Genomic DNA, 19,101 nt, shown 5'->3' with positions numbered 1-19,101 from the left:
CCTCAAGCCGATTATCTGGATTATAAACAAGACGTGAAGCCATTGTATGAGGATCCGCAGAATCATTATTCCATCCGATAAAAGCCGTATCAAAAGCCCGTGCATTCACTTTTGAAAACAACTGTGTACCTGCTACACGTTCAATTTTAAGACGCACGCCCGCCTGTGCAGCACTATCTTGAAGTGACTGAGCAAGTAACAAAGTATAAGGAGCATTTGAGACAATAAAATTTGCTTCAAATCCGTTCGGATAACCGGCCTCTGCTAAAAGCTGTTTTGCTTTTTGAATATCAAGCTTAAAGGGTTGCCCCTCTTTTTCATCCAAAGCTCCAAGATTACCAAGAGGAATAAAACTGGCCCGTGGAACACCAATCCCTTTAAGAAGCTTCTTGCCAAGACCTTCATAATCTATAAGATAACGCATCGCCAAGCGTACTTTTTCCTTAGCAAAAATGGGATTTGTCATATTGAATCCCCAGTACATCATGGATGGTTCTAACACTTCCTTGATTTTAACATCTGTTGTTTTTTGCAGATCTGCAAGATCTTCAGGTGTCAAATTACGAGCAACATCAATATCATGTTTTTGCAACAACAAGCGTTGTGTTCCGGGCTCTGCAACATGGCGAATTAAAATCTGCTTCAGTTTAGGTGCTTGTCCCCAATAGTGAGAGCTTGCACGCAACAAAAGAGCTTCTCCAGGGCGCCAACTTTTTAACTGATAAGGACCAACACAAGCAGCATGACTCTTCAAATACTGATTTCCCAAATCACCATCTTTTTCGTGTTTCATAATCGTGTTACGATCAAGCAAAGCTGTTGCAGGACTTGCAACAATATTATTAAGAATAAGTTCTGCTGGATAAGGTTTATCAAATTTCATCACAACTGTTTTCTTATCAGGAGCTTGCAAAGCATCATCAACATTTTGTTCTGTAATTCCATATTCATTAAAAATTGCCGCATTACCCATCTTCAATTTGACAACCCGCTTCATACCCCAAACAAGATCATTGGCATTGGCTGATCTGCCATTATTAAACTTCAAACCATCACGCAAATGAAAAGTAATCATCGTACTGTGATCATCACCTGAAACATCCCAATGCGTTGCTAAAGCAGGAACCATTTTAGCAGGATCATCTGTCGCAGTACTCACCAAGTTATCACAAACATTGCGAACAATTTCACTTCCATAAACATCATTGAGCTGCGCAGGATCAAACGTACTGATTGCATCAAGATTCCAAGCCATCACAAGGGTATCAGCCGGTGTTTTTGCTAAAACCTGTTGTCCAACTACCCCCAGTGCAATAAAAGCAGAAACAAGAAAGCTGCTCCCTTTCAATATTTTTTTCTTCAAGTTCATAACTTTTCCTTTTAAATAAAGTTTATTATATAAATTTCCCACGCAACAAGAACATGCTTAATCATAAGGTTAGACGATCCATAGGCCCCTAAAACAAAGTATTAAAACTTTCAAACAGCACCACTTACCAACCTTTTCTCCTGTCCATACTTAACAAGCCCCCAATATGCATCGAAAAGCAATTTAATATATGATGAATGACATAACCCATCACAAATATATTGATAATATTACAACGTCTACCATTGAACGCGATAAGACAAAGACTTCTTCTCTCTTATCAGGCAAGCTTGTCACTTCTTTCTTCTAGCGTTTTTATGCCATCAAAGGGCTCTCTCCTGTTAACTCAAGCGCCTTAATAACGAAGAACCCTAATAATAATTTGATATTTTAACAAAACAGAAAAATTCACCCATCGGCTAACATGAATCACCTCTACCCCTTCTCAAGAGGAATTTTGAATTTTTCCATAATTCCCCACTAAATAACGGCTTCTAATTATATCTTATTTCCAAATAAAAGGAGCACGGGCACCACAAACCTCTGACATTCCCTCACGCGGACATACATAACAAAACTTTTTTCAACATCGTATTTTTAATATCTTTGCTCCTTTAACAACACTCAATTCATTGCTTATCATTGCTTACATTTTTTCAGAAAAAAAGATCTTTTCAATGCACCAAGGTTGAAATATCTAAATATAATACTTATATAAGCACACCCTTATTAGAATAGATAGTCTTTTTTTAAGTAAACTGTCTTGAAATATTATTTCTATACACGACAATAATAAGTTCGTTACAAAATCTTCAATATACTAGAACTCTCACTCTGATGTGAAATATCGAAACGTTATAAAATTTCTCTACAAATTCTCAGAAACGAAAGAATATCCCTTTATTTAATAAAAAAGGGCCATGAAAATATCGCAAAAAATGCAATAAAACATGTGTATATTTCAAAAACCAGCACCGTTAACCAGACTAAGGTGATAAACTCAAAAAGTAAGAAAAAATAAAAAAATGTTTTTCCTTTATGATAATAACATCGCTGTACCATGATAATACAATAAAAAACACGATCTTTGAAAGTATATTAAAATGAAGCGAAAAAAAAAATTATTAGATTCTTTTCATGCGTTTCTTGGAGAAAAATCAAGCCGCGTTAGTCTAAAATTGCTTATCCTTTCATTCTTCATTGGTATCGTAATGAATTTTTTGGGATGGACACCTCGAAACCTCATACAAAAAATAGTCGATTTTTTTCAATCACTATGGGAAGCAGGATTTATAACGCTTACAAATTTCTTCCATATAACTATGACAGGAGCTATTGTTGTTGTGCCTATTTTTCTTATCTTACGAATTTTTCATAAAAAATAAAAGCCTTAACATTTTCCTTGCGTTAATCTTTTCGAAAAATCAAACGACACAAAAATCCTGTAGTAATAGCAATAATCACTGCAACAATACCATATAAAAAATGATACTTGTGCGCTGCATAAAAAATTGTATAGGTGATATGTGCTTTAACAATTTCAAGAGTCGTTGTTGCACTATCAATAAACTGTCCATCACGAAAAAGATAAGCACGAACTTTATAATGTCCAACCGGGATATTTGCTGGCAAACGAAAATGCGCTGTGAAAAGTGTGTCAGAACCAAAACGAACCCCACCCACTTCCTCATAATAAAGGCTTTTAGCTTTTTGCAATTTTATAAGTTCATCGCGAAAGATTTGTATTTTTTTCTGATCTTGTTCATCCGTCTGCAATGGCAAATAGAGTAATCCTAACCCTAAGCGTTTATAATCTTCAATGCTCGTAATATCGTCAATTTCACGTGTTGTGACCATAGAGTAAAAAAGAGGAACCTTTTTAAAAATAAGAGAATCTGTATTGACCCATACACCGGCATTGCGTTTTTTTTCTCGCATCACCATTGTCCGATCTTGTCCCTCCAAGCTTACAACAATATCATAACGGTTCTGTCGAGAATATAACGGATCAATATTTTCCAAAACACCAGCAATATAAAGATCACGACCAGCAAAATTTGCATCCACAGTAATCGTATTCGTTGTTACAATAATTTGGACAGTTTCGTGGTCAACTTGATCAATGAATGTAGCTGGCGTCCCAACATGTGACCATGTAGAAAAAGAAATAAAACAAAAGCAACCTGTAATGATGTATAAAGAAAATAATCTACCCATTTTTATCTCATAAGAATATCCAGAGAGAAAAGATTATCAGGGCGTATAAATAATTGAAAAGCAAGACGCATACACACAATCAACACTAAAAATGCAAGTGCCATACGCAATTGTTCAGCCTTTAACTTCCGTCCAACCCGTGTTCCATATTGCGCACCAATACTTCCTCCAAGCATTAACAAAAAAGCCAAGACAATATCAACGGACTGATTAGTCATACTTTGCAAAACTGTCGTGAAAGAAGACACAAATGTAATCTGAAAAAGTGAAGTCCCAATCACCACACTGGTTGGAACACGCAGAAGATAAATCAATGCTGGTATCATAAAGAACCCCCCACCAATTCCCATAATAGAAGACAACAACCCCACAATGAGACCAATCCCTAAAACTGGAATAATGCTAACATATATCATAGATGTCCGAAAACGCATTTTTAAGGGTAAGCGATGAATCCAATTATGTCGACCAGCAAGACGAATATTGGCTTTTCCTGCCTTACGCTTGCGCATCATATCATACCAACTTTCAACGATCATCAAGCTTCCTACACTTCCAAGAAGAATCACATAAAGAAGCGAAATCATTAAGTCTAATTGACCTAACTTTTTCAAAACAGAGAAAACCTGAATCCCGATTAAAGAACCAATCCCTCCTCCAATCGCCAAAAGAATACCAAGTTTAATATCGAGCGTACGTCTTCTAAAATGTGTAATTGCTCCTGTTACAGATGACGCAATCATCTGGTTAGCACCTGTTCCAACAGCAATAGCAGGAGGAATATTATAAAAAATCAATAACGGCGTGATGAGAAACCCACCACCGATTCCAAAAAGTCCTGAAAAAAAACCAGCAACGACTCCCATACCAATCAAGATCAGCATATTGAGTGACATTTCAGCAATTGGTAAATAAATACTCACTTACAGAACCTTCAAGATAATTTGAGGTTTTTTTACAATTAGAGAATCCTTCTCCAATTATCCTCTTTTCCAATAATCTCTGTTGCGTGTTTAAAAGGATAATTTTAGTTGCTATAGCTTCCGCACAAATACGAATGCGCAATACATTTCACATCTATTAACATCAACATCATAAAAATTAAAAAAAACGAGCTCCTTTTAAAAAGCTATAAAAACATAACGTTATCGCTACCACAAATGCAACGGTTAAAAAACAAAGAACACCTTTTTTTAGCAAATAAGATAAAAACGACACATGTTCCCGAGACTGCGTCCTTAAAGAAGAAAAATCATTCTCAATACAATGATTAGATGCCTGAGCACCCATCATACCTTTTTCTTCTATCACAGCATGCTCCACTACCCCCTCAACCTTTTTAAAAGAAGATTTCAGAGCATCACTGGGCAAAGGGCTTCTATCTTCTTGCTGCACCGTATTTTCAACATTTGTCTGGAGTGAAATTATGCTGTTTTCTTTCGAAAAATTTTGCACCTTTTGAAGTAATAAGCGTTCTTGATTTCCCTCACATTCCATGTGAGCAAGTTTTTGTACAACAGAATCAGGTGATTTTGAACGAGACACCCGTCGTGTTACCGCTGCTTCTTCTAAGCTTTTTTTTTCACTCTGCAAACTTTGAACAATTGTTTTAATCTGCTCTAAAGACTGGAAAAGCTTTTTTTCTCTTTGACGACGTATATAATGTTCAGCCAAAATGGCCCGACTAATATCATCTAAGTAAGATTTAAAATGCTCTTCTACCGAACTCTGCTGCATTAAAGAACGAGGCGAATGCTTCATTTGCATTTGCGCATAAACGGTGCGTAATTTTTGAGCAATATCCGACATCGTTACTTCTACAGAAGTATCCATGCTCTCTTTCTGTTCAACAAAAGAAAAGACTTTATCGTTCCTAACCTGTTTGGTCGCCTGGCCGATCGTATGACCCTTCGTATTCACAAACGCCTACCCCTCATTAACCTTTTTGAAAAGAATCGCAACAAATGATGAGAAAGTGTGCTCTATTTTAGTAAATAGAGCTTTAAGAACTCCCAAAAACTTTTTTGTTAGAAATATTTTCCCCAATCTTTATCTAAAATATTTGAAAGAAAAATCTTTAATTTTTCTGTATTCAAGATTTGAAGAGAAAAATCATTCCCCCATTTTTATCTTTTTTACTTAATTTTTCATTGCATAAAGGACCTATTGCACCATCATAAACAAAGCATAAGAAACTAAAAAAATATTCTCACAAGACAAATTGATTTTTTTACTTTTTATTCAAGCAAATAGGGCAATTATGGCAATGCAAAAATATGAAGATTGAAAATGACGACGAGAAAGTACAAGTAAACGTAAAAAAAGCTTATATGAAAGAGAACACAAGTTATAAATTGAGACTTCATTCTAAACAATTTGGTTTCTTATGAGTATTGCTATAAACTTATGACATACAAACAAAGAGGATCATTATGAAGATAATTGTCGCTGTCAAACGTGTTGTTGATTATAACATCAAGATACGCGTCAAACCCGATAGTACAGGCGTTGATCTGTCTCACGTAAAAATGTCTATGAATCCTTTTGATGAGATAGCCGTGGAGGAGGCCATTCGCCAAAAAGAATCCGGTAAAATTTCAGAAGTTCTTCTTGTTTCAATTGGCCCAGAAGCAGCCAAAGAAACTCTACGAACAGGACTTGCAATGGGAGCTGATCGCGCACTTCTTGTCACAACGGATCAAACACTTGAACCCTTAGCAATTGCTAAGGTTCTCAAAACCATTGTTGATGAAGAAAAACCTAATATGGTCTTTTTAGGAAAACAAGCAATTGATGACGATAGCAACCAAACAGGACAAATGCTCGCTGCTCTTCTTGGGTGGGGACAAGCAACTTTTGCCTCACATCTTAACATAGAAAATGGGCATGCTACAGTTACTCGTGAAGTTGATAATGGAACACAAACCCTTTGTCTTCCCCTTCCCATGGTTATGACCGCCGATCTACGGCTCAATGAACCGCGTTACACCTCTCTCCCCAATATCATGAAAGCAAAAAAGAAAATCATTGAACAAAAATCTCTTACTGATCTTGGCGTCGATACGAAAGCACGCTTAACAATTTTAAGCGTTGAAGAGCCAAAAACCCGTCAATCCGGTATAAAAGTGGCAAATGTAGTAGAACTTGTCAGAGCCTTAAAACAGAAGAACTGCATTTAATATTCTCACCACTAGAGTAAAAGCAACACTCACATAAAAGGGCAAAAACTTATGGCAATTCTTTTATTGGCCGATCATAATACAGAAGAAACAGCAAAAGCACTCACCGCTGCACGCGTACTCAGTAATGATATCGATATTCTGGTTTGCGGAGAAAAAATTCAAACGATAGCGGAAAATAGTGCTAAACTTAATGGTGTGCGGCAAGTTCTTATTGCAAAAGCAGACTATTTAGCCCATCAACTTGCCGAGCCTATGGCAGATACAATTCTCACGTTAGCAAATGATTATGATGTGATCATGGCAGCATCCAGCAGTACTGGGAAAAATGTGATGCCGCGCGTAGCAGCTCTTCTTGATCTTATGCAAATTTCAGATATTACCGCCATTCTTTCACCCAATACCTTCAAACGACCAATTTATGCAGGCAATGCATTTGAAACTGTCCGCACCAATGATTATAAAAAGATTATAACAGTTCGCACCGCTTCTTTCACCCCAACGCCTTCCCAAAATAATTCTGCTCCCATTAAAACAATAACACCAGCTCCCAATCCAAATCTTTCTTCTTTCGTAAAAGCAGAGACAAACAAAAGTGATCGTCCTGAGCTCACCTCAGCACGTGTTATTATATCAGGCGGGCGTGGTCTTGGTTCTCAAGAGAAATTTATGGCCCTGCTTCTTCCTCTTGCAAACAAATTAAATGCTGCTTTAGGTGCCAGCCGCGCAGCAGTGGATGCAGGCTATGCTCCCAATGATTGGCAAATTGGACAAACAGGAAAAGTCGTTGCCCCTGAACTCTATATCGCCGTTGGCATTTCCGGTGCAATCCAGCATGTAGCCGGTATAATGGATGCACAAATTATTGTTGCCATTAATAAAGATGAAGAAGCTCCCATCATGCAAATTGCCGATTACACCCTTGTAGGTGATCTCCACCAAATTATTCCAGAATTGGAGAAAGCTTTATAAGCCATGAAAGCACCTCTGCATGACCAACGTGAAAGTATGGAGTTTGATATAGTCATTGTCGGAGCAGGACCTGCAGGGCTTTCTGCCGCAATTCGTTTTAAACAAATTAATCCTGAGCTTTCTGTCACAATTGTTGAAAAAGGGACCGAAGTTGGTGCACATATTCTCTCTGGCGCAGTTGTTGACCCCATTGGTATCGATACACTCTTACCAGAATGGCGAAATGATAACGACCATCCCTTCACAACCCCTGTCACACAAGACCAATTTTTTTTTCTAAAGCCTCAAAAGTCCACAGTATTTCCCAATATTTTGCACCCTAAAATCTTATCAAATAACGGATGTTATATCGTTTCGCTTGGGAGCGTCTGCCGCTGGCTAAGCAAAAAAGCTGAAGCGTTGGGTGTTGAAATCTATCCTGGTTTTGCAGCAACAGAACCCATCATCCAAAAAGATAACGGAGCTATTATTGGTGTTCTCACCGGAGATATGGGGCTTAACAAAGATGGAACCCCTGGAAAAAATTATATGCCTGGGATGGCTTTATTGGCAAAATATACTCTGATTGCGGAAGGAGCACGCGGCTCAATTGCAAAACAACTGATACAACATTTTAATCTTAGCAAAAATCGAGAACCACAAAAATTTGGTCTTGGTCTCAAGGAGCTCTGGGAAATTGCCCCCAACAAACACCAACGCGGTTTAGTACAACATTTCACTGGTTGGCCCTTAGACAATAATACCGGTGGCGGTGGCTTTATTTATCACCAAGAAAACAATATCATTTCTGTCGGTTTTGTTGTGCACTTAGATTACAAAAATCCTTACCTTTCTCCCTTTGAAGAATTTCAACGTTTTAAAACACATCCAAAACTCTATAAAATCTTTAAAGGCGCAAAACGTCTTTCCTATGGTGCACGTGTTATCAGCGAAGGAGGTTGGCAATCTGTACCAAAACTCACCTTTCCTGGTGGGGCGCTTATTGGCTGCTCTGCTGGATTTGTCAATGTTCCTCGTATCAAAGGATCACACAATGCCATCTTATCTGGCATATTAGCTGCCGATAAAATTGCTACCGCTCTTGCACAAGGGCGTGCCCATGATGAGGTTAAAGAAATCGAAGAACAATGGCGAAAAGGGCTCATTGGAAAAGATCTTTATAAAGTGCGAAATGCCAAACCGCTTTGGGAAAAATATGGGACAAAATATGGAATTAAACTTGCTGGTTTTGATATGTGGTGGCAACAACTGTTCGGATTTTCCTTATTTAAAACACTCTCCCATGGAAAGGAAGATTATGCATGCCTTGAACCAGCAGAAAAATTTCAACCCATTTCTTACCCAAAACCAGATGGCGTTGTAACCTTTGATCGCCTTTCAAGTGTTGCCCTTTCCAATACGCATCATGAAGAAAATCAACCTTGTCATTTAAAAATAGCCTCATTAAAAAAACAAAAAGACTCTGAATATGCGATCTATGGAGGACCCTCTACACGCTATTGTCCCGCCGCTGTCTACGAGTGGCTAGAGGATAATGATCATCTGACTTATATGATCAACGCTTCAAATTGCATACATTGTAAAACATGCGATATCAAAGATCCAAACCAAAATATCACTTGGATCTGTCCGCAAGGCAATGAGGGCCCCTTCTATCCCAATATGTAATTCCCCAATGTATAATCATTGTTCATTTTCCTAAAATTGTAATATATAAAACACATTGAATAAAAATATTTCCCAGATCAGAAATCTATCAATCACCTTCCTTCATACGTTCTTTCACAATGTAAAAAGAACTCTATTCTCATATAAAATACTCTCTTCACCACATGACTTTTTTCAATAGAAAAACATAACATATTTTTATCAAAATTTTTTATCTAAATGACAAAACAATAATGAATATCTTCTTGAAAATTCTGCAATAAAGGAAAAACCGCGGTTCTCGAAAATCTGAAAGAAAATAAGCCCGTTCTACTTTACCCCCTCTCCCACATGATCCAAAATGCTTTTAGCCCTCTCATAAGAAACATCAATCGTTTTAACTAGCCAAGAGCCCCCCTGAAGATGCGCTTCACATTTATTTTTTCTCCTACACTTGGCAAGTAATGCTCACTCAAGAAAACCACAAACAAATGTAGAAAAAACATTGCGAGATAAAGAGATAAAGAGCATGCTTGCTCAAGCCCTTTTTATGTTTCTAATGATAATGACACGAAAAAATCTTACATTAACCTTTTATTTTTGCATTAAAGATAATCGCCTTGCATCTAACCTTTACCAATATACTGCCCTTTACTAATATACTGCAATGAATGTGTACAAATACCGTAAGAATAAGCAGATACCAAGCCATGGAGACTATCGCTATTAGCAAAACATCTGATAAAAACCAAAATAGCTTTCATGACCACTCTATGACGCGTTTTATAGAGTTGTTTGTTTATAAAGCTTGTGCTTTCGCTGTTGCTTGTAAATCAACATCCAAATTGAACATAGTGGTATATTTAAAAGAAAGATTAAGATGAATGAAAGCTCTGCACGCCGTTCCAGATTTTGTAGCTAGAGCAAAAATATTGCATATTCTATTTGAGTAATCTCTGAAACGAAAATACAGTTTCATTTAGCAAGAATATGAAACCTGAAAGGAAAAAACCTGTTTTCCTCTTTACTATCATCTGTCCATTTGGTTTTAAAACTTTCAAAAGCATCACAATATCCTCTAAAAAGAAGAGATAACGTATTGTCCCCGCTTTTATTACTTACGTTTTTTATGGGAGCATATCCTTCAAAAAAATAAGGTATCCAAAATTAAAGCAGACTTGTGTTGTTCAATCATGGGCTTGTTTTTAAGAGATAGCTCTCATATCAAACAATTATTTCGCGACACTATCCGAAAAAGGTATAACACACTCCTGTGAACGAACAGTTCTATATTTACGAAATAAAAAGTACAAGCTAACAGCATCATTTTCTCTGCGATCCCCAATGATGCGATAATCTTTGCTTTGAGAGGGTTTCAAGATGCACGAAAATAATTTTGATTAATGACTATAAGAAGAGCTGAGATAATGTTACGATATTTAAAGCTCCTAATTAATAGGCAAAATAATAAATTTTCCATTACAAATCAAATCTTTAAGATAAAAATTAGCCTTAAACGTTTCTAAGGTACTCATTATACTGTTAAAGCTATAGAGAATATGAAAAAATAAAGTATTTTGCTGATAAGAGCTTATATTTAATCAATAACAATACAGTCAGCTGCCAGTTAACTGTTTGTGCTTCAAAAGAGGCTGTTTATATTTGCTCAGAAAAACAGTTTGGATATCAATAGAATATTTGAAAAATCGGCATTATGAAAATAATCTAAAAAGCTTAGCTTTTAAAAGAGCATAACCAAGCATGAGATGATAACATGGGTAAAATTGTTTTTTGGTTCTCGAAGGAAAAACTTTATAGAAAATCATGGGGCTGATAGAATATTGATTACATTTGGAATTTGTTTTACTGGAAAAAATAATGCGGACCAAAATAGATAATAATGTTAAATTAAGACGTTAAACATGAAATTATCTTATTGTAGTGTAATCGATTATTCGAGTAAGGTAAGCCTTTGTAATGATAAAAAATGTGCTGGTAAAAAATAAGCCAAAATGGCTTATGAGTATGGATAAAAATCTTGTGGTGAGGAGAATTTAATGAAAAGAAAAGAGCATGTGTGAAAAAGCATATTTTATAGGTGCGCATGCTTATTCTGCACCCGTTATAGAATCAGGGCTTTATCTTGTGGCAACACCTATCGGAAATCTTGCAGATATTACGCTTCGTGCTTTGCAAGTGCTTGCAGGAATTGATATTTTAGCGTGTGAGGATACGCGAGTAACACGTGTTTTGTTAGAACGTTACGGTATTCAAAAAAAAACTTTTCTCTATCATGAATATAATGCGCAAAAAGCGGGTCCAAAGCTCTTAGCGGCTTTAGCAGAAAACAAAACAGTAGCACTTGTTTCAGATGCCGGAACACCACTTATTTCTGATCCCGGATTTCGATTGGTGGAAGAGGCCCGTAAAGCTGGTCATAAAATCATTCCTATTCCTGGAGCATCCGCTCTTTTAGCCGCTCTTATACCGACAGGGCTTCCTACTGATAGCTTTTTTTTTGCAGGTTTTTTGAGTGCACGAAAGCTACAACGCCGAAAACGGTTGGAACAATTAAAAGAGATTCCAGCAACTTTGATTTTTTATGAATCACCGCATCGTCTTGTTGAAACTTTACAGGATATGGTCACACTTTTTTCGGCTGATCGACCTGCTGCCATTTGTCGTGAATTAACAAAAAAGTTTGAAACAGTAGATGTTTCCAATTTGGGGAACTTGTTGGAAAATTACAGAAAACAAGCACATATTCGTGGGGAAATTGTTGTAGTTGTAGGAGAATCATCTTCTTCTTTAAATGTGATAAGTGATCAAGAAATTGATGAAATGCTACTAGAACGCGCACGGACATATTCTGCTGCTCAAGCGGCAGCTTTTGTTGCAAAAAAAACCGGTTTAAAAAAGCAGGAACTTTTTCAGCGATTAATCTTTTTAAAAAATGCATAAAATGATGCAAAAAAAACGCAGACAAAAGTCTTTTTATCGAGGGGTACGTGCAGAAAAATTGGCAGCTTGGTGGCTACGTTGCAAAGGGTTTCACATTGCCGAAAGGCGTTTTAAAACAAAATGTGGGGAAATTGATTTAATTGCACGACGCGGAAATCTTGTGTTAATCGTTGAAGTTAAAGCACGTTCAACGTTGGCTGAAGCAATGGAAGCGGTTTCCCGAATGAATGAAAGGCGAATTGAAGCAGCTGCCGATATTTGGCTCGCACGGCAAAAAGATTATGCCCTTTTGTCTGTGCGCTTTGATTTGGTTGCAATTTTACCTTGGCGTTGGCCACAGCATATCCCTGCATTTTTTACATCTGATCAATAAAAGACACCCCCCGTTTTAACCATATTCAATAAAAAACATTTCGTTTTTATGTGCATATGCGTTAAAAAGTGTGTAATAATTGAGCGCTATAAGGAGCAAAATATGGATGATTATGAAAAGTTTGCAACAGGTTTACTCATTATTTTTGGAGCGCTCATTATTGGTGGTTTAATGGCAATGCATATTGTGCTTATGAATAAACCAGGTTTTTTATTTGCATTAGCCGCAGCTGTTGTTGGTTGGTTTTCTGCTTTTGCCGTTCTCTTTGACAAGCCTAAAATCTATTTGGGCTTGATTATTCTTGCTATGTTATGTGTTGCTTCTTCAATTAGCGTTTATGTTAGTTAAAACACCTGAAATGTTGATTGAGATTCCTTTAAAAATATAAAACTGAGAAATAGAAATGAAACTTGGCTTTTTAGGAACGGGTACAATCAGTGCTTCAATGGTGAATGGCTTAATGACAAGCACCTTTGATGTTTCTTCCATTATTGTTTCGCCTCGCAATGCACAAACAGCAGAGCGCCTTTCACGCACCTATGATACGGTTATGATTGCTGAAAATAACCAAGCGTTGCTCGATGTTAGTGATTGTGTTTTTCTTTGCTTGCCCAATCAAATTGCAGAAGACGTTTTGCGCTCTCTTTGTTTTCGTCCAGAACAGCTGGTTATTTCCGTACTTGCTATGGCAAAAGCAGCAGAAATAGAAGAGTGGATTAATCATAAAGTTTATCGTGCTGTTCCATTACCTTTTGTTGCAGAATGCAAAAATTTGACACCAATCTATCCCGATCATCCCTTTTTACGCACTTTATTTGATGCATTGGGGGGCACATTAGTGCTGGATAAGGAAGAGCAGTTTAATCTTTTTATGACAGCAGGTTCACTTATGGGAGTATATTTTAATTTTATAGAAACTGCCCATCAATGGTTTATAACACAAGGGTTAAAAAAACAGCAATCAGCAGAATTCCTTACTATGATGTTTGGAAATCTTACGGATGAAATGCGTAAAATTACAGCAACGGATCATTCTGCATTTCTCGATTTTGCACTGCTTGAAAAAGAGTTTTCAACAAAGGGTGGAACAAATGAATTTTTGTCAGATTACTTTTCTCATCAAGGGGGAAGGAATGCTTTAACAACCGCTCTTGAGGCTACTTTGCAAAAAATGAATACTTCTAAAAAGACTTGACCAATATTTTTATCATCTCAATAAGAAAAAACTAAATGTTGAAGATGTATATCAAGAAAACTCACATCGAAAAATGCTTTTTTACACCTGAAAAATACTATTTTATGAAAAAATTGATTATTAAAATATTTTTTACAACCTTTTACAATTTTTCTAAATTACTTTTATTTTCTGTCTTCTTTTAGCCTCAAGTCCAATATTTTTTTCTACCTCACGGCTCCAACTCTTCAATTTGTGTCCCCTTCAGGTTATCCAAACGCATGAATAATTTTTTATTTATTTAACCTAATATACTCCATTCTCGCATTAAAACTTCTCCTTACAAAGAAGAAACTATTTTTATGTCTTTCATGATTGTGTTTTAATAAACTCTCTTAAAAAAACATTCAAAAGAGTTGATTTTTTATTTGATCAACAATTTTACGATATAGTTTAGCATGCTCTTCACTAGGCTTAGCAACAAAAATAGGGACCCCCTCATCTGAAGAAAATCTTAAAGCCGCATCAAGCGGTATTTCCGCTAAGAAAGGGACTTCTCGACGTTCCGCTTCTGCCCGTGCACCACCATAGCCAAAAATATCATAGCGTTTTCCTGTATCAGGAGCGATAAAATAACTCATATTCTCAATGAGTCCTAAAATAGGAACATTGACTTTCATGAACATTTCTATTGCTTTACGCGCATCCACTAAAGCAAGATCTTGTGGCGTAGAGACAACCAACGCACCTGTTAATTGTACCTGTTGAGCAAGCGTTAATTGTGCATCCCCTGTACCGGGCGGCATATCAACGACTAAAATGTCCAGAGGGCCCCATACAACATCTCGTAACAATTGCGTTACAGCTGCCATAACCATAGGACCACGCCATACTACCGGCTTTTCTTCCTCAACCAAAAATCCCATCGACATCAATTTAAGTCCGAATTTTTCAAGAGGTTGAATCTTTTTTTCTCCAATAAGCTGTGGTTTTTGATTAACAAGTCCTGTCAAACGTGGCAACGAAGGACCATAAATATCAGCATCCATCACCCCCGTCTTGAAACCAGAATCTTGTAAAGCTAAGGCGATATTTACTGCCATCGTAGATTTTCCTACCCCTCCTTTTCCAGAAGCAACAGCAATCACATGCCGCACACCTTCTATGGGCATTTTGATCGGTAAGAGATTTGCTCTCCGTCTAGGTACTGCCTTTGTTGTTTTTTCTGCTGTAAGTGTGACAACAACAGATTTCACTCCTTCCAAGGCACATACCATCTTTTCAGCAGAACGACGCAATGATTCCCATTCTTGCACACCTCCATCAGGAACTGTAATAGAAAAGAAAACCTTACCATCAGCAATCAATATTTCTGAAAGAAGACCCAACGACACAATATCGCTTTCAAGATCTGGTCCTTTGATTGTACGTAATACGTTGCGGACAGCTTCACTTGTGATAGGATCCACGTTCTTTCCTCTCTATAAAAATACCAGCAAATACAAGCATAAGAACAAAAAATACTTACAGGCTTATCACCTGATAATTTTCTACTTTACTCAGCATTATAAAGTATACATTACTTATATCTTATTCTCTTTAAAAATATGAAACCATCCTTAAATAAAGAAGCTCAAACATAGAATCTGATATAAATCCTATTAATCATGTTTGTGCTACAACCACTTTAATGAATATTCTGATAAAAATTTTGTAAAAAAAACTCTTAATATTAAAGGATATTTTAAATTGAGCATACAGTAATCAGTCACACTTTCTTTAATTCTTTAACGCCCTAGCCATTTACGTTCTGTAGATTCAATTGTTATTTTCTAACACTCTTACAGTATTGTAAAAAAGTGTCACAGACAGTTATAAGGTGTTTTGTATTCTTTCAAGAGAGAGAAAAACAATCTAAGATTGACTTTTTTTATATTTTTCCTTATGGGTTAACAGCCGTATGATAGGATAAAATTATCCCTCTCGCGCATAACTGCTCGTAAAACGAAGATTAAGAAGGGCCGCACTCCGCGGTATTTAAATAAATGAAACGTACTTACCAACCCTCTAAACTTGTCCGTAAACGCCGCCATGGGTTTCGTGCACGCATGGCCACAGCTGGAGGACGTAAAGTTATTGCTGCAAGACGTGCTCGTGGACGTAAGCGGCTCTCTGCCTAACCATTTAAATTTTCACAACCGTTGAGGATTGCTCATCATTTCTTCGTTGTGAAACTTTCATTATGAACCTCTAATGCCTGCTTGCAGGCATTTAGTGAAATTGCGAAATGTTCTTTTATGAAGAAAAAACATCCCTGCCGTATTCGCAAAAGAGCAGATTTTTTGGCTGTCCGTACAGGAGAAAAACGACGTGGTCCTTTATTTTTGCTCGAAGTTAAATCTCGTGAACAAACAACAGAAAGAAAAGATTCTCTTTTTGCACGTGTAGGCTTCACTGTTACTCGTAAAAACGGTAATGCTGTGAAACGTAATCGTATTAAAAGGCGCTTGCGTGAAGCCGTGAGAGTTGGTGTAACAAACCACATGGAAGCAGGAACAGATTATGTCATTGTAGCGTACCGTGATGTGTTACATGCGCCTTTTACATCCTTGATTAGTGAATTAAATCGGCGAATAAAACCAAAAATAAAACATCAGCAACAACAACAAGGGTGTACGGATGGAATATAACCGTAATTTCTTTATCGCTATTGGCTTATCTTTCGTAGTGCTCATCGCATGGCAATTTCTTCATGTTGCTCCCAAACAAGCAAAGTTACAAAAACAACATGTCATCACACAGCAATTGTCAAAACAACAATCAGCCCTTTCTACTACCACGACGGATTTTTCTGACGATACCTCAACGCATCAAGCATCATCTATCATCGAACAGCCAATGACACCTGAAATCCGGAAAGCTGTATTGGCCAAAACAGAGCGTATTGCGATCCAAACCAATGAACTGGAAGGCTCTATTAATCTTGTTGGTGCGCAATTTGATGATCTTCACCTCAAAAAATATCGTTTAACAGTCGATAAAAAATCACCGGAAATCGATTTGCTAAACCCTAAAGGTTTCAAAACGACCTACCTTGCTGAATTTGGTTTTGCAAGTGCGTCTTTGCCAGCAAAAGCCTTGCCACAATCGGATACAAAATGGCAAGTAGAGGGAAACAATACAATCCTGACTCCTTCAACACCTATCACTTTAATTTATAATAATGGACAGGGACAAATCTTCCGACGGACCCTTTCTGTTGATGATCATTTCATGTTTACCATTGAGGATTCTATCAGCAATGAAAGTGATCAACCAATACATCTCTCGTCCTATGCCCGCGTTGCACGTGCTGCACCACCAGAACATACAAATGCAACCTATTTACTTCATGAAGGTATGATAGGTATTGCTGGAGATTCGCTCAAAACTGAAAAATATAAAACCTTAGCAGAGCTTGACCCAAATCCTGATAATGGGCAAAAGAGCGTGACTTTTTCCAAAGTAACAGGAGGTTGGATTGGTATTACCGATAAATATTGGGCTGTAGCAGTTATTCCCCCGCAAAATAAAGAATATACAAGCCGTTTTATTTATTTTGATCGTTTGCAAACACATTATCAGTCTGACTTGCTAGGGTCGCTTTTAACGATTGCCCCAAATGAAACAAAAACTGTTACAAATCGTCTTTTTGCTGGTGCAAAACAAGTTGAAATTATTAATAGTTATCAAAATGACCTAAAAATCAAAAAGTTTGCTCTTTTAATTGATTGGGGCTGGTTTGATTTCATCACCAAACCAATGTTTTCCCTCATTGATATTCTTTATAAACAAACAGGGAATTTTGGTATTGCCATCCTTCTTGTCACAGTGCTCTTAAAAACTCTTCTTTTCCCTCTAGCCAATAAATCTTATAAATCTATGGCACGCATGAAGCTTTTACAACCGCGGTTGCTAGAAATAAAAGAAAAGTATCCCGATGACCAAACCAAACAACAAAAGGCAATAATAGAACTATATAAAACCGAAAAAATAAATCCCCTTGCAGGCTGTTGGCCGATGTTGGTTCAATTCCCAATATTCTTTGCTCTTTATAAAGTTCTCTATATCACCATTGAAATGCGCCATGCCCCTTTCTTTGGCTGGATTAAAGATTTAGCGGCACCCGATCCAACTTCTCTTTTTAACTTGTTTGGTCTCTTGCCATATACAACGCCAACATTTCTTATGATTGGTGCATGGCCTTTGATTATGGGAATAACGATGTTTTTACAAATGCGTATGAATCCCGCTCCTCAAGACCAAACCCAAGCGATGATATTCACATGGATGCCTGTTGTCTTTACTTTTATGCTCGCCTCTTTCCCTGTTGGTCTCGTCATCTATTGGGCATGGAACAATATATTATCAATCATTCAGCAAGGTATCATGATGAAGCGCCAAGGAGTTAAAATTGAGCTTTTTGATAATTTAAAAGCCATCTGGAGAAGATCATCCAAAAAAGAAGTGCATGAATGACAAGAGATTCTTCCCTTTCTGGAATTTTTTCTCGCAATTGGATTTTTATTCGTGGTGTACCAGCAATACGCTTTCTCCCCCCCGAAGGACCACCAGAAATTGCATTTGCAGGACGTTCCAATGTTGGAAAATCATCTTTAATCAACGCACTCGTTCAACAAAAAAGCTTAGCACGTACCTCAAATACACCAGGACGGACTCAAGAGCTTAATTATTTTGTCCCCGATGGCTTCAGTGGGCAACTAGGAGACCTTCCCCCTCTAGCATTAGTAGATATGCCTGGTTATGGTTTTGCTGCTGCTCCTAAAAATCTTGTTGATGAGTGGAAAAATTTGATTTTTAGCTATTTACGGGGGCGCACAACGTTAAAACGTGTATATATCTTGATTGATTCACGGCACGGAATCAAAAATAATGATGAAGATGTTCTTGCTCTCCTTGATAAAGCAGCCGTTTCTTATCAAATTGTTTTGACAAAAAGCGATAAAATCAAATCAAATGCCTTGGAAAAATTAATTATGAGCACACAAACAAAGCTTCTTAAACGCCCAGCAGCTTATCCTGAGCTTCTTGTAACCTCTTCAGAAAAAGCTATCGGTTTAGAAGAATTACGTGCTGCCATTTTGCAAACCATCGCATAAGAGAACAATTCCTAGTCATTAACAATTTATTAATTATAATTACTAGCAGC

The 19,101-nt window shown here is 37.1% G+C and carries 17 protein-coding genes; 12 read left to right on the top strand and 5 right to left on the bottom strand.

The window, feature by feature from the left end:
- A partial coding sequence (locus ACFIKN_RS07235) for an ABC transporter substrate-binding protein (protein WP_375658145.1) occupies positions 1-1,369 on the bottom strand: 1,369 nt, incomplete at its 3' end.
- A 1,103-nt stretch (positions 1,370-2,472) separates the two neighbouring features.
- Between ACFIKN_RS07235 and ACFIKN_RS07230 the strand changes: the two genes are divergently transcribed.
- Positions 2,473-2,754, top strand: a complete 282-nt coding sequence (locus tag ACFIKN_RS07230; protein ID WP_273790723.1) for a DUF6460 domain-containing protein — start codon at positions 2,473-2,475, stop codon at positions 2,752-2,754.
- Positions 2,755-2,776: 22 nt separating this feature from the next.
- On the opposite strand, the gene ACFIKN_RS07225 is transcribed toward ACFIKN_RS07230, so the two are convergent.
- The 3 genes from ACFIKN_RS07225 to ACFIKN_RS07215 all read right to left on the bottom strand — a co-directional run bounded on the left by ACFIKN_RS07225 (position 2,777) and on the right by ACFIKN_RS07215 (position 5,506).
- A complete protein-coding gene (locus tag ACFIKN_RS07225) occupies positions 2,777-3,586 on the bottom strand; it encodes a TIGR02186 family protein (RefSeq protein WP_375637830.1) in 810 nt (269 codons plus the stop codon).
- A 2-nt stretch (positions 3,587-3,588) separates the two neighbouring features.
- Positions 3,589-4,509: a sulfite exporter TauE/SafE family protein gene (locus ACFIKN_RS07220; RefSeq protein ID WP_375613503.1), complete on the bottom strand. Its 921-nt coding sequence runs from the start codon at positions 4,507-4,509 to the stop codon at positions 3,589-3,591.
- A 178-nt stretch (positions 4,510-4,687) separates the two neighbouring features.
- On the bottom strand, positions 4,688-5,506 hold the full coding sequence (locus ACFIKN_RS07215; RefSeq protein ID WP_375631209.1) for a hypothetical protein: 819 nt from the start codon (positions 5,504-5,506) through the stop codon (positions 4,688-4,690).
- A gap of 512 nt (positions 5,507-6,018) precedes the next feature.
- Between ACFIKN_RS07215 and ACFIKN_RS07210 the strand changes: the two genes are divergently transcribed.
- From ACFIKN_RS07210 to ACFIKN_RS07180, 7 genes are all read left to right on the top strand, one after another.
- Positions 6,019-6,765 (top strand): electron transfer flavoprotein subunit beta/FixA family protein, encoded by a 747-nt coding sequence (locus ACFIKN_RS07210; RefSeq protein ID WP_375658144.1) that lies wholly within the window; start codon positions 6,019-6,021, stop codon positions 6,763-6,765.
- Positions 6,766-6,816: 51 nt separating this feature from the next.
- Positions 6,817-7,737, top strand: coding sequence for an electron transfer flavoprotein subunit alpha/FixB family protein (locus tag ACFIKN_RS07205; protein ID WP_273790718.1), 921 nt, complete (start codon positions 6,817-6,819; stop codon positions 7,735-7,737).
- Positions 7,738-7,740: 3 nt separating this feature from the next.
- Positions 7,741-9,405 carry a 4Fe-4S dicluster domain-containing protein gene (locus tag ACFIKN_RS07200; RefSeq protein ID WP_375658143.1) on the top strand — a complete coding sequence of 555 codons (1,665 nt, stop codon included), beginning with the start codon at positions 7,741-7,743 and terminating at the stop codon, positions 9,403-9,405.
- Positions 9,406-11,457: 2,052 nt separating this feature from the next.
- Positions 11,458-12,345, top strand: coding sequence for a 16S rRNA (cytidine(1402)-2'-O)-methyltransferase (rsmI, locus tag ACFIKN_RS07195; protein ID WP_273790716.1), 888 nt, complete (start codon positions 11,458-11,460; stop codon positions 12,343-12,345).
- A 4-nt stretch (positions 12,346-12,349) separates the two neighbouring features.
- Positions 12,350-12,718, top strand: a complete 369-nt coding sequence (locus ACFIKN_RS07190; RefSeq protein ID WP_273790744.1) for a YraN family protein — start codon at positions 12,350-12,352, stop codon at positions 12,716-12,718.
- A gap of 102 nt (positions 12,719-12,820) precedes the next feature.
- Positions 12,821-13,066 carry a hypothetical protein gene (locus ACFIKN_RS07185; protein WP_273790715.1) on the top strand — a complete coding sequence of 82 codons (246 nt, stop codon included), beginning with the start codon at positions 12,821-12,823 and terminating at the stop codon, positions 13,064-13,066.
- 55 nt (positions 13,067-13,121) lie between these two features.
- Positions 13,122-13,913 (top strand): pyrroline-5-carboxylate reductase, encoded by a 792-nt coding sequence (locus tag ACFIKN_RS07180; RefSeq protein WP_375658142.1) that lies wholly within the window; start codon positions 13,122-13,124, stop codon positions 13,911-13,913.
- A 386-nt stretch (positions 13,914-14,299) separates the two neighbouring features.
- Here ACFIKN_RS07180 and ACFIKN_RS07175 read toward each other — a convergent pair whose 3' ends face one another.
- Positions 14,300-15,361: an Mrp/NBP35 family ATP-binding protein gene (locus ACFIKN_RS07175; protein WP_375637833.1), complete on the bottom strand. Its 1,062-nt coding sequence runs from the start codon at positions 15,359-15,361 to the stop codon at positions 14,300-14,302.
- Positions 15,362-15,937: 576 nt separating this feature from the next.
- Between ACFIKN_RS07175 and rpmH the strand changes: the two genes are divergently transcribed.
- From rpmH to yihA, 4 genes are all read left to right on the top strand, one after another.
- Positions 15,938-16,072, top strand: a complete 135-nt coding sequence (gene rpmH / locus ACFIKN_RS07170; protein WP_005864709.1) for a 50S ribosomal protein L34 — start codon at positions 15,938-15,940, stop codon at positions 16,070-16,072.
- Between the two features lie 117 nt (positions 16,073-16,189).
- Positions 16,190-16,582, top strand: coding sequence for a ribonuclease P protein component (gene rnpA, locus ACFIKN_RS07165; RefSeq protein ID WP_375612257.1), 393 nt, complete (start codon positions 16,190-16,192; stop codon positions 16,580-16,582).
- A complete protein-coding gene (gene yidC / locus ACFIKN_RS07160) occupies positions 16,572-18,410 on the top strand; it encodes a membrane protein insertase YidC (protein WP_375658141.1) in 1,839 nt (612 codons plus the stop codon). Before rnpA ends, yidC begins: the two co-directional genes overlap by 11 nt.
- A complete protein-coding gene (yihA, locus tag ACFIKN_RS07155) occupies positions 18,407-19,051 on the top strand; it encodes a ribosome biogenesis GTP-binding protein YihA/YsxC (protein WP_273790710.1) in 645 nt (214 codons plus the stop codon). Before yidC ends, yihA begins: the two co-directional genes overlap by 4 nt.
- The last annotated feature ends 50 nt before the right edge of the window (positions 19,052-19,101 follow it).

This window comes from Bartonella sp. CL436QHHD, from assembly GCF_042195105.1.
In the GTDB taxonomy this organism is placed as follows: Bacteria; Pseudomonadota; Alphaproteobacteria; order Rhizobiales; family Rhizobiaceae; genus Bartonella.
The sequence above is the reverse complement of the archived record's forward strand: the minus strand, read 5'-3'. Positions and strand labels throughout refer to the sequence as shown.